13 protein-coding genes and 1 pseudogene are annotated in these 12,132 nt (G+C 49.4%); 10 read left to right on the plus strand and 4 right to left on the minus strand.

Annotated elements, in window-relative coordinates; all coding sequences use genetic code 11:
• Nucleotides 1–21: 21 nt before the first annotated feature.
• Nucleotides 22–1,437, minus strand: coding sequence for a pyruvate kinase (pyk, locus tag BJP58_RS26170; RefSeq protein WP_194541216.1), 1,416 nt, complete (start codon nt 1,435–1,437; stop codon nt 22–24).
• A gap of 160 nt (nt 1,438–1,597) precedes the next feature.
• Between pyk and BJP58_RS26175 the strand changes: the two genes are divergently transcribed.
• On the plus strand, nt 1,598–2,377 hold the full coding sequence (locus BJP58_RS26175; RefSeq protein ID WP_194541217.1) for an AraC family transcriptional regulator: 780 nt from the start codon (nt 1,598–1,600) through the stop codon (nt 2,375–2,377).
• A gap of 50 nt (nt 2,378–2,427) precedes the next feature.
• Here the strand turns inward: BJP58_RS26175 and BJP58_RS26180 are convergent, their stop codons facing one another.
• A complete protein-coding gene (locus BJP58_RS26180; RefSeq protein ID WP_194541218.1) occupies nt 2,428–3,387 on the minus strand; it encodes an LCP family protein in 960 nt (319 codons plus the stop codon).
• A 181-nt stretch (nt 3,388–3,568) separates the two neighbouring features.
• On the opposite strand from BJP58_RS26180, the gene BJP58_RS26185 reads away from it, so the two are divergent.
• The 5 genes and pseudogenes from BJP58_RS26185 to BJP58_RS26205 all read left to right on the plus strand — a co-directional run.
• Entirely contained in the window at nt 3,569–4,318 is a 750-nt protein-coding gene (locus BJP58_RS26185; protein WP_194541219.1) for a MerR family transcriptional regulator, read from the plus strand.
• Between the two features lie 131 nt (nt 4,319–4,449).
• Entirely contained in the window at nt 4,450–5,526 is a 1,077-nt protein-coding gene (locus tag BJP58_RS26190; RefSeq protein WP_194541220.1) for a glycosyltransferase, read from the plus strand.
• Between the two features lie 167 nt (nt 5,527–5,693).
• Nucleotides 5,694–6,194, plus strand: a complete 501-nt coding sequence (locus BJP58_RS26195) for a hypothetical protein (protein WP_194541221.1) — start codon at nt 5,694–5,696, stop codon at nt 6,192–6,194.
• Nucleotides 6,195–6,357: 163 nt separating this feature from the next.
• Nucleotides 6,358–7,209, plus strand: coding sequence for a manganese catalase (locus BJP58_RS26200; protein ID WP_194541222.1), 852 nt, complete (start codon nt 6,358–6,360; stop codon nt 7,207–7,209).
• A gap of 72 nt (nt 7,210–7,281) precedes the next feature.
• Nucleotides 7,282–7,488, plus strand: a pseudogene (locus BJP58_RS26205) (KGG domain-containing protein); the annotation flags it as partial.
• Nucleotides 7,489–7,630: 142 nt separating this feature from the next.
• On the opposite strand, the gene BJP58_RS26210 reads toward BJP58_RS26205, so the two are convergent.
• Entirely contained in the window at nt 7,631–7,969 is a 339-nt protein-coding gene (locus BJP58_RS26210; protein ID WP_071221283.1) for a winged helix-turn-helix transcriptional regulator, read from the minus strand.
• Between the two features lie 160 nt (nt 7,970–8,129).
• Here BJP58_RS26210 and BJP58_RS26215 point away from each other — a divergent pair, with 160 nt between their 5' ends.
• Nucleotides 8,130–9,068, plus strand: a complete 939-nt coding sequence (locus BJP58_RS26215) for an aldo/keto reductase family protein (RefSeq protein ID WP_194541223.1) — start codon at nt 8,130–8,132, stop codon at nt 9,066–9,068.
• Between the two features lie 131 nt (nt 9,069–9,199).
• Here the strand turns inward: BJP58_RS26215 and BJP58_RS26220 are convergent, their stop codons facing one another.
• Nucleotides 9,200–10,174, minus strand: a complete 975-nt coding sequence (locus BJP58_RS26220; protein WP_194541224.1) for an aldo/keto reductase — start codon at nt 10,172–10,174, stop codon at nt 9,200–9,202.
• A gap of 273 nt (nt 10,175–10,447) precedes the next feature.
• On the opposite strand from BJP58_RS26220, the gene BJP58_RS26225 reads away from it, so the two are divergent.
• The 3 genes from BJP58_RS26225 (at nt 10,448) to BJP58_RS26235 (ending at nt 12,064) form a co-directional block, all read left to right on the plus strand.
• Nucleotides 10,448–10,762, plus strand: a complete 315-nt coding sequence (locus BJP58_RS26225) for a DUF2628 domain-containing protein (RefSeq protein WP_113060695.1) — start codon at nt 10,448–10,450, stop codon at nt 10,760–10,762.
• A gap of 199 nt (nt 10,763–10,961) precedes the next feature.
• The gene (locus BJP58_RS26230) at nt 10,962–11,426 is read left to right on the plus strand and encodes a DinB family protein (RefSeq protein WP_194541225.1); all 465 of its coding nucleotides are present in this window, start codon (nt 10,962–10,964) and stop codon (nt 11,424–11,426) included.
• Nucleotides 11,427–11,554: 128 nt separating this feature from the next.
• Nucleotides 11,555–12,064 (plus strand): CYTH domain-containing protein, encoded by a 510-nt coding sequence (locus BJP58_RS26235; RefSeq protein ID WP_194541226.1) that lies wholly within the window; start codon nt 11,555–11,557, stop codon nt 12,062–12,064.
• Nucleotides 12,065–12,132 lie beyond the last annotated feature (68 nt).

Raw genomic sequence — 12,132 nt, forward strand, 5'->3', positions numbered from 1 at the left:
GTCTTTTTAGGAAAATACAAGTTACACTTGCAGAATCTTAATCAGATTCGTGTTACCGGATTGACCGATCGGCACGCCGGCAGACAATACGATAATGTCGCCTTTTTCGATGTAGCCTGTCTTGATGGCATTACGGGTCGCGGATTCGAACATTTCGTCCGTCGTTGTGACTTTGTCGCCTTTTACCGGAATGACACCGGAGAGCAAGCAGATCTTGGCCAGCACTTCTTCATGCTGCGTGACCGCGATAATCGGTGCCTTCGGACGGTATTTCGAAATCATCCGCGCCGTAAATCCGCTCTCCGTTGCCGTAATGATCGCTTTGGCATTCAGCACGAGGGAGGAGCTAACCGCACCCTGGCTAATAACCTCGGTAATATCGGCTACCTGCTGTCTGGATTTGAAAGCGAATTGGTCTTTATAATCGATCATCGTCTCGGCGCGGCGGGCGACTGCCGCCATCGTGCGCACGGATTCTACCGGATATTTGCCGGCAGCGGATTCGCCCGAGAGCATGACCACGTCAGCGCCCTGGATCACCGCGTTAGCCACGTCGCTCACCTCGGAGCGGGTTGGACGGGGATTGACCTGCATCGATTCCAGCATGTGCGTTGCCACGATAACCGGTTTGCCTGCCAGGTTGCATTTATCGATCATTTCTTTTTGCATCATAGGCACTTCTTCGATTGGTACTTCGACGCCAAGGTCTCCGCGGGCAACCATGATTCCGTCGGATGCTTCAATGATGTCGTCCAGGTTCTCCATGCCCTCTCCGTTTTCAATCTTGGAGATGATCTGTACATGCTCCGCGCCGCGTTCTTTCAGGATGCTGCGGATTTCGCGGATGTTGTCGCCATGACGCACGAAAGAAGCGGCAATGATCTCAATGTCGTTCTCCAGGCCGAAGCCGATATGCATGACGTCACGCTCGGTGACGCCGGGAAGCGTCGTTTTGATCCCAGGGAGGTTGACGCCTTTACGTGGTTTGAGCACCCCGCCGCTGATGATTTTGCAAAGAATGTCCGGTCCGTCGACGCGGAGAACGTTCAGGTCCACGAGGCCGTCATCGATCAGGATGCGGTCTCCCGGTTTAACCACTAGATTCAGCTCGGCATAATTGACCGAGATGCGCTGGGCATCGCCAAGAATTTCTTCGGTAGTCAGGATCAGCTCCTCACCTGGTTTCAGAAGGCAGGAAGCCTCCTTCAGCTTGCCGATCCGTACTTCAGGTCCTTTAATGTCCATCATGATCGGAACATACGTGTTTAATTCGGCTGCGGCCCGGCGAACATTCCGGATCCGGGTGACGTGATCCTCCAGCTCACCATGAGCCATATTCAAACGGGCAACGGTCATTCCCTCCTGAATCATGTTCTTCAACAGCTCAATGGAATCGCACGCGGGTCCCATCGTACAAATGATTTTAGTTTTTAGCATGGCTGTTTGTTCCTCCTTTGTATTTGTTCTCTTCTGCTTTTATACAGCATTTCGACTTCATTCAAACTTCCCTAATGATCACATTGTAGCCTGTCTTGTCGAATCATGATATGAACTATAGTACAATGGATGGATTATAGTATCGCAGTTGAGGTGAGTTATGGTCACTCCGATAGAAATAAGGCAAATTAGCGGTGTCGATTGGTATGAAGAAGCTGATCATGAGCAAAGAGCATGGCGCTTAAGCCTTGTGACATATGGAAAATGTGTATATTGGGTGAATGGCGATAAGCAAATTATGGAGAAAGGGGAATTGCTGCTTATTCCAGCCGGCGTTTCGTATTATGGCAAAAGCATCCCTACCGTGACGCACACGCAAATCGTCGTACAATGGACGGAAGGCGCCTCGACGGACTTATCCGTGCTGGATCGGAAAGAAGCCTTGAAGTTTAAACCGGGTGTTTATGAGTTAATCCGCGAACGGTTGAAGGTGATCCATCAGCAGTGGCAGGAACGCCCATCTTATTATGTCTTGATGATCGAAGCATTATTGACAGAAGTGTTGATTTATATCAGCCGTGAGCTGGACAAGGGCGTCATCACGCCGGAGAAGCACTTGCACGTGGACCGGATGAAGTCTTATATCGAGCGGCATTACCGTGAGAAAATAACGAAAGAGGAGCTGGGCGATGTCATCGGCAAAACCCCCAATTACGCAGCGGTACTCTTTAAAAGCGTTACAGGGCAGACCATCAGCCAGTACGTGCACGCTCAGCGGATCAAACGGGCAGTGTATTTGTTAACGGAATCGCAGCTGACGGTACAGGAGATTGCCGTATTTCTCGGATATCAGGACCTCTCCTACTTCTATAGAATCTATAAACGAGTCACGGGCACCGCTCCATCAGATTTATTGCATGAGCGTCCACGAACGATATAGGAGATTTAACGCAAAAAAAGAGGGCTATCTATGCCCTCTTTCGATGATCGCTATTTTATTCCGGCGTCATTTTCGAATAACTGCTTCACATACTGCTGCAATTTGTTTTTATCTACGCCGAGCACCTGTGCCCGACCGACCTTCTCGTTGGTCAGCAGCGAGAATGGGGGGAGCTGCTGCTGGTCGATTTTATCCAGATTCACATCAAAACCCAGAGCCATCAGCTTCAGCATTTCTTTAGGGCTTAGATCGGTTTCGATGTAGGGTGCAATTGAATCCAGGATGCCGGGAAGCTTAATTAATGAGCCCGTGGTCTGCATCTTCTTGGCGACTTCCGTCATGAGAATCCGCTGCCGTTCCGTACGGGCAAAATCGGACCTCGCATCGTGCCGAAACCGGACGTATTGCAGCGCCATCTTGCCGTCGAGATGCTGCAGTCCTTGTTTTAAATCGATGTCGTACATATGCTTGTCGGCTTTACTTGTGTAATACATGTCTTTCTCCACCTCGATGTCGACTCCGTCAATGGCGTCGACCAGGGCTATGAAGCCGACAAAATCGGTGTAAACATATTTATGTATGGGCAGGTCCAGCAGATTGCTGATGGTTTGTCTCGTCAGCTCGATTCCGCCGTAAGCAAATGCCGAATTCAGTCGTCCTTTGCCATGGCCGGGGATGTCCACATAGGTGTCCCGCAAAATCGAGAATAAATGGGCTCTTTTCGTCACAGGATCGATGGAAGCCACCAGCATGGTGTCGGATCTGCCGGCATCGTCTCCCCGGGAGTCTCCTCCAATCAGAAGAATATTGATGCGTTCTTTACCCTCCCACTTGGGTATTTCAATGATTTCTTCCGTTGCGGCACCCGAAGCTTCCACTGGCTTCGCCGGATTCGAAGCGGTCGAAATTTGATTTGAGAACTGAATGATAGCGTAGGTATAGTACGAGATAATCCCCAAGATTCCAACAGATACTAAGAGCATGGTGTATTTTAACCATTTCCTTTTCATAGTTCCTATACATCCTTTCTGTTTACTACTGCATAATGGACCATTCTAGCAAAATAATGAGCAAAAATCATATTTTCCCGCAGGAAACGATTCTCAAGTGGCAACAAACCTTAGATAAATAACGTGTTTGACTCTCCTCCAAGGGGAGGCCTTAGACTGGAAGTCGAAGGAGGGAAGCATAATGTTATACACGGTAAAAGAGGTTTCGGAGCTGTCCGGGGTGACCATTAAATCGCTGCATCATTATCATAAAATCGGTTTGCTTCTGCCGGCCGAGATCAGCGAAGCGGGTTATCGCTTGTACGGTGCAGCCGAACTGGAGCGATTGCAGCACATTCTGTTTTACAGGGAAATGGATTTTCCGCTGGAACAAATCAAGGTGCTGATGGAGGAAACTCCTGAACGGCGGCAGATGCTGTTACAACAGGAGAAGTTGCTGATGGACCGCGCGGATCGATTGAATGCGATTCTGAAAACCTTAAGAATATCCATAACCAGTACGGAGGAGGGCAAGCGCATGGAGCCTCAGGAATTGTTCAAAGGTTTTGAGAGCGAAGAAGAATGGGAGGCAGCTTTAACGGAGCAGAATGAACACCTGAAAGAGCAGTATGATATGGATTTGCTCGAGGGTGAGCCCGTCGATGTTCCAAGCATGAACGAGCAGGCAAGGGAAGCGGCTGCCTTTATGGCAGGCATGGCAAACGCATTGAAAACGGGGATCAAGCACGATGATGCGCGAGTAAGAGATTCGATTCGCGATCATCTGCAGTTTATGAATGAGCAGGGTCACGCCTTTACGGCTGCGGATTTTGCGGGTCAAACGAAGTTTTTCCTGAATGACGACTTTCATCTCCGGATGCTGGAAGAGCAGCAGACGGGGCTGGCTTATTATCTGCATGCGGCTGCGGAGGCGTACGCACAACAGACATAATACAGACCGTTCTCCATCGATCAAGACCGCCGAAATCGCGGTCTTTTTTGCTATGTCTATGATTTATTGTCCAAACCTCGCGAGATGGCATTCCATATGATGTCTGGGAGACAAGTTTATGGGGGCTGGACATGATCACGATTAGTTTGTGCCTGATTGTAAAGAACGAGGAGCAAGTGTTGGATCGGTGCTTAAACTCCGTTAAGGATGTCGTTGACGAAATTGTCGTCGTAGATACGGGGTCATCGGACCATACGCTCGGAATTGCAGCCAAATATGGGGCTCGAATCTTTCATTTTGATTGGATCGACGATTTTTCCGCTGCAAGGAACTATTCGTTCTCTCATGCGACGAAGGAGTATATCTTATGGCTGGATGCGGATGATTGGCTGCAGCCGGCCGATCTGGAAAGGTTCAAGGCACTCAAACAAAATTTGGACCCGGCGGTGGACTCCGTATGCATGGATTACTACCTTGCCTTCGATCCGTTGGGGAAGCCCACGGCGGTTGTTAAAAGAAACCGGCTGGTGAAGCGTTCTAGGCATTTTCAATGGCGTGATCCGGTGCATGAGCATTTAGAGGTTGAGGGAAATATCATGTTATCCGACATTGCCGTTAGTCATGGACGCGTACACACGGACTCCGGACGGAATTTGCGTATTTATGAGGCCCATCTTGCGAAGGGAGGCACCCTCTCCAAGCGCCAGTTGCTGCATTATGCAATGGAATTGTCTGCGAGCGCCTATTATGACAAGGCCATTGAAATATATGAAACGATTATTCATGATCCGGTCAGCTATTTTGAGGAAAAACTGGATGCATGTGATCGCATGGCGCATTGTTACCACGAGCTGGGACAAAAAGAACAAGAACTGCAATCCCTGTTAAAGACGTTTAATTATGACGTGCCGCGGGCCGATTATGTATGCCGGATCGCGTACTATTTCCAAGAGCTCAACGATTATGAAAAAGCGGTTCACTGGTACGAATTGGCGCTCAAGCTGGAGATGCCAGAGGGTCGATTATACGGCGTTAATCAAGCGGCCTGGACATGGTTTCCCCATTTGCAGCTGACGTATTGTTACGGAAAACTAGGTCAGCTGGAGCAGGCTTATGAACATAATGAAAGGGCCCTTTCTTACGCTCCGGATGATCCGGACATCCTATACAACAAGCAATTGCTGGAGGAGAAGCTCCGCTTCAAGTGATATGCGCCTCAAACCGCCGCCCTGTCGTTCTGTCATGTCGGAGTACTGGATCGTGCCTTTTTTATGTCGTTTGGGTATATACCGTTTCTGCCGAATCTATGAATCGATATACTACTATGAAACTAGTTTCGTAGAGAATATGGATAGAACGACAGGAGGAGAGTGAAATGGCATTCAAACGATCAGGGTCCAGAAAGCTTGTCTACAAGAAAACGCTCAGTAAGCATACCGCATCCAAGAAGAAGCGTGTCGGCAAAATAAGAAAATCCGCGTTTAGAGCAGTCTCCGGCATCGACCAAGAAATCAATGACGGCGTATTCAGCAAAGTCCAATATCAAGTTGAAGAACTGGATCTTAAGAATGAATACAATTCATCAACATCGACCTTCACTCCTAAGCAAAGAGGTATCTACTCCCTATTGGCCAGCGTTTCTTTTACAACGATCACGCTTACGCCTGTTCGAATGGATTTGGAGATTCGGGTTAACGGCGTCCCGAGAATATCGGAGGAAGAAAACTTTGAGCCGAGAACAGGGAAAATTGATGCCGCCGGACTGATACCATTAATGGCTCGCGATCGAGTGGAGGTATTTGCAAGGGCAACCGGAGAAAACGGCACAATTCTCAGCGGATTCGCTACCCGGTTTGAAGGGGTCCGGATCAATTGATATAGCAGTATAGATTGATGATTCAGCCGCGCGGGTCGCGGCTGTTATCATGTTAACGGTACATAGAAGCTGGGAACATTATGAGTTACCGCTGTTTAATATCGATCGGACCGGGTAAAAAATAATCGGACTTACCATGACGCATACGAGGAGGACGATATGGATGTTTATTCACATGAAAGAACTTCAGTTCCGTGCCAAACCTGAGAAGCCGGATCCGGTATACGCGAGAAAGCTTCAAGAGGTGCTGGGTGGCCAGTATGGTGAAATGTCCGTCATGATGCAGTATCTCTTCCAAGGATTTAACTGCCGGGCAGACCGGAAGTATCGGGATATGCTGCTGGATATCGGGACCGAGGAGATTGGCCATGTCGAGATGTTGAGCACGATGATAGCCCAGCTTCTTGACGGCGCTCCTGCGGATCAAGTCGATGAAGCGGCGAAGGACCCGATGATTGCCGCCGCACTCGGAGGCATGAATCCTCAGCATGCAATCGTATCGGGACTCGGGGCAACCCCGACGGACAGCAACGGATATCCATGGAACAGTAAGTACATCATAGCGAGCGGGAATCTGCTGGCTGACTTCCGTGCAAATCTGAATGCCGAATCGCAAGGTCTGCTTCAGGTCGTCCGTTTGTATGAGCAGACGACGGATCCTGGCGTTCGGGACATGCTGTCCTTCATGATAGCCCGTGATATCATGCACCAGAACCAGTGGCTGGCCGCGATTGAAGAGATCGAGGCCATTGAAGGTCCAATTGCTCCTGCTTCGTTTCCGCGCGAACGCAGCGTAGAAGAAGCTACACGCCAATTCATGAATTTCTCGGTTGGGGAGGAGAGCAGTGCGGGACGCTGGGCGAACGGACCGCTGCCGGACGGTACCGGCGATTTCGAATATGTGGCTAATCCGACAGCCTACGGCGACGCACCCGTATTAAATCCTCCGGCAAAACACCAGCATTCTACGCTTGGCACAGGTCCATATGTGGTGAATGAAGGATTTGAAAAGTAATGTTTAATTGTTTACGGATGGGTTAAATACATGACATAGCAGCAACAAAAAACAACTTAGGAGTGATGAACAATGGCTAACAACAACGGCAACAAAATGAGCAGAGAAGAAGCGGGACGCAAAGGCGGCGAAGCAACGGCCAAGAATCACGACAAGGAGTTTTATCAGGAAATCGGCCGTAAAGGCGGCGAAGCCACATCAGAGTCCCATGATAAGGAATTCTATGAGGAAATTGGCCGCAAGGGCGGAGAATCCCGCGGCAATCAAAACAATAACGATTAAATGTAATCTACAAATCAAAAAATAGCAAGCTTAAAAAAGCAGCGGCGGTTCCGGTTAAACGGAATCCGTCGCTGCTTTATTTTTGTGCTGATCGCTGGTTCCAAGCACGGTTGCAAAGATACATCAAGCCAACTTGAAGTCAAGTCCACCGCGCCGCCCACAGCTTCATTTCCTTGCAGATGACATGCAGGTCCATGCCTTTCGGCGTCAGCGTGTATTCCACCGTAACCGGAACGGTAGGGAATACTTCGCGTTCAAGAACGCCCTGCTCTTCCAGATGGCGGAGCGTCGTGGTCAGTGCCCGCGGGCTGACATTCGGGATTTGCCGCTGCAGCTCGCCAAAACGCTTCGTGCCGCCAAAGAGCTCGCGGATGACGAGAAATGCCCATTTTCCGCCTAAGACCAACAGTGTTTTTTCGATATTACATTCGATATGTTCTGGTGTTTTCGGTATGTAACTGCTCGATTTATTTCCCATATGGGTAGGCTCCTTCCAGTATTCTATTAACTATACTCAAGTATATCAACTATCCTCTCTATAATATAGTGAAGAACATTTCACTTCTTCCCTGAGAGTAGGAACTACTTTAGAATAGAAAATGCAGCATCCAAGTTATTCGATTGAAGGAGGAATTGCCATGAAATACAGAAGATTAGGACGCACAGGTCTCAAGGTTAGTGAGATCAGCTTGGGAAGCTGGCTTACATACGGTGGTTATGTGGAACGCGAGAACGCGGTAAACGCAATTAAAACGGCTTATGATCTGGGCATTAACTTTTTTGATACGGCGAATGTATATGAAAAAGGTGCAGCCGAAGTGTTGGTTGGCGAAACCCTGAAAGCGTATCCGCGCGAGTCTTACGTGCTGGCGACCAAGGCATTTTGGCCCATGGGCGATGGCCCGAACGATCGCGGCTTGTCCCGTAAGCATATTATGGAGCAGGCGCATGCCAGCTTGAAGCGGCTTAACCATGATTACGTGGATATTTTCTATTGCCATCGACATGACCCGGAAACGCCGCTTGACGAGACGCTCCGCGCGATCGACGACCTTGTTCGCCAGGGCAAGGTGCTTTATGTCGGCGTCAGCGAGTGGCAGGCATCGCAAATCGCGGAGGCATTGACGGTAGCGGATCGTTACCTGCTCGACCGCATCGTGGTCAATCAACCCATCTACAATATGTTTGAACGTTATATTGAAAAGGAAATCATTCCGCTCAGCGAGCGTTCCGGCATTGGGCAGGTCGTATTTTCCCCGCTGGCGCAAGGCTTGCTAACAGGCAAGTATACTTCGGCTTCCGATATTCCTGAGGGCAGCCGTGCCGCGAAGCTGGAGTGGATGCGCAAAGGCATTACTGAGGAGAAAATCGCGAAGGTTCGCGAGCTGGAGAAGATTGCGGGTGAGCTTGAAGTGTCGGTGGGCAATCTGGCGCTTGCCTGGATTCTGCGCCAGCCGAACGTAGCCAGTGCGCTTGTCGGCGCAAGTCGTCCGGAGCAGGTAACCGAGAACGTGAAGGCATCCGGCATTGAGCTCAGCGATGATGTTCAAACTCGTATTGAAGAGATTTTGAAATAGGGAAGTAGTTCAAGGGTAATCTAAGCTTCAGTGCCGTCTAAATAATAGTTTCTAAATCAAGATGAAAAAACAGAGCTGCGCCAAAGGGGCAACCATCCCTAGCGCAGCTCTTCGATTTGTAATAACGCTGTTTACCCCAGTCGATAAGTCGCGAACGGCTTGGCATAAACAAAGTCGTCGCTGATTTCATCCAGGCTGGAGCCTAGTGCCTCATCGATCTCAATCTCCAGGCTCTTCAAGTTATCGTCCAGCTGCTCGGTTTTCGTAGCTCCGACAATGACAGTGGAGACAGCAGGACGATTCATCAGCCAGGCCAGGGATAGGGCGCTTGGAGAATGACCATGCTCTGCAGCCAACTGGCTGACCTGCTGCCCAAGCTTCAGATTGCGATCTTCCAGGAAGCGATTGAAGTTCGGGTCCGTTTCCGCACGGGAGCCGGAAGGCGTGCTGGCGCCTTGACCGTATTTACCGGTGAGAATGCCCCCGGCCAGCGGGAAATACGGGATGATGCCAACGCCCTGATCGAGGCAGAGGGGAACAAGCTCCAGTTCCGGCGTACGGTCGGCAAGGGAATAACTCGTTTGGGTGGATACATACCGGGCGTATCCGCGAAGCTCGCTGATCCCGAGCGCCTTCATAATTTCCCAGGCGGCATAGTTGGAAGCGCCGATATATCGGACCTTGCCCGACGATACCATATCATCCAGCGTGCGTAAGGTTTCCTCGAGGGGAGTATGCGGATCAAACGTATGAATCTGATACAGGTCCACATAATCGGTTTTTAGCCGCTTTAAGCTGTCCTCCAGTTCTTGCTGCAGATGATAGCGGGAAGAACCGCGTTCGTTCGGCCCTTGGCCACTTACGAGCCCGGCTTTCGTGGCTAATACGACGTTATGGCGTTTGCCGGCGAGCGCCTCTCCGATGATGCGCTCGGATTCCGAGCCTGCATAAATATTAGCGGTATCGATGAAATTGATGCCATGGTCCAGTGCATGGTCAATGATGCGGGTGGATGTCCCTTGATCAGCCCTTTTGCCAAAAGCGTTCGTGCCCAGACCGAGCTGCGAAACCTTCAGTCCGCTGTTGCCAAGACGGCGGTAGTTCATCTTGATCCACTCCTTTATGTATTGATTTTCCTATAGTATAAACATGATTCCGGAACCGCTTCAAATGGATCGAACGCAACAGAATGATATAGATGTAAGATATTACATCTTTTTTCGACAATATCTAAAAAAAGTGATTAACTTCCATACCACCAAATGGTAATATAGTCTTAGGAGAAAAGATTCGGATTGGACAATGAGAGATACTACATAAGAACTACTTCGGATGTTGGAGTACGACTTCTTTTTTCACTAATCTTTGGAGTGTGAATCATGAAGATTTATCTGAAAAATGATGCTGGGGTAACTAAACAAGTAAAGGTAGGCTTTAGCTGGACGACACTATTCTTTGCCTTCTTCCCGGCCTTGTTTCGAGGCGATCTGAAGTGGGCAGTTATTATGTTTATTATTTCTGCCGTCGTCGGTCCATTTACGTTGGGAATCGGGGCTTGGATTAGCGGAATCATATTCTCATTCGTGTATAACAAGATTTATATTAAAGAACTGTTGGAAAAGGGTTATCGTCCTGCAACCGAAGAAGCAAGAGCAGTGCTTGAGAATAACCAAATTATTGCGAGAGTAGCATAGTTCGATTTCATGCGTAAAGCCTGGAACCTGAGTGAATCTTTCATTCAAGCTCCAGGCTTTACTATGTTATATCTTATAGCCTAATCGAAAGCGGTATGTACGCAAATACTAAAGGTCGTGTGAATGCCTTAGGACTCCTTGCGATAGGCTCAATATTACGATAGGATAGTTACGAACCATTTGGAAGGGGGATTATCATATGAATGAAGCGATTTTTAACCAATTGGATTTTGCCAGAGGCGGGACCTTAAAGTCGGTGGAAAATGTAACGGAGCAGGAGGCTGATATCATCCCGGAAGGATTTGCGAACAGCATTCGCTGGAACCTGGGACATATCTACACCGTGCATGAGCAGTTCGCTTTTGCGACTGCGGGCGAGCAGCCCCGACTTCCGGAAGGATTCGAGGCGTGGTTTGCAACCGGAACCAAACCGGCCGATTGGACGTCGAAGCCGCCTGCGATTTCCGAACTGGTAGAGCTTTTGCAGGAGCAAACGACCCGAATTCGTGAAACCTTCTCGAATCGCCTCGACCAGGCTTCAGCTCATCCGCTGACCATCGGTCCCCTGACGTTCCAAACCGTGGGGGAATTTCTAGTGTTCAGCTTGTATCATGAAGGGATGCACACGCAGACGATTAAGGCATACAGAAAATTAATAAAGTAACGATGAAAACGAAGCGATAGAAGAGTGCCCTCGCGCATCCCTTCTATCGCTTTTGTTTGTCGCTGCGGTGATCGATCCTTATAATGGAATCAGGCACAGATGGGGATCATCGATTGGAGGATGTAATTATGGCGATTGAAATCGAACGCAAATACCTATTGGAGGCTTATCCGGAAGACTTGATATCGGAAGGAAGCATCGTGGTCGAGAAGGAGCAGTTCATCGAGCAGACGTATTTGGCGCTGGATGGGGATCAGGAGCTTCGTGTCCGCAAAATAACGGATCTGACATCGGGACAGGTTGAATTCACCCATACGTTCAAAAAAGGGTGGGGAATTGCCAGGGAGGAAGTAGAGTTCGCCATTTCCGAAGGACTCTATGACCAAGTGGTGAAGGCGCATGGCGCGATTCCGCTGACCAAGAGACGGGTTACCGCCCGCTTAGGGAACACGATCATCGAAATCGACGATTATGCGCAGATTCAATTGCTGGTGCTGGAGGTAGAGTTTCCTTCCATAGAAGCTGCAGACGGCTTTGTACCGCCGGCGTGGTTTGGACAGGATATCAGCACGGAGAAACAATACAGCAACAAGAAGGTATGGCGGGAACTGCAGCAGCAAGCTGGCAGGGAATCGTAGCAGAAACCAAGCCCCTGAAATCGGCCCCTAGTAAGGTTCAATAAAAAACTGCCGGGCACTAAGCCCGG

The organism is Paenibacillus sp. JZ16 (assembly GCF_015326965.1).
Classification (GTDB): Bacteria; Bacillota; Bacilli; order Paenibacillales; family Paenibacillaceae; genus Paenibacillus_AQ.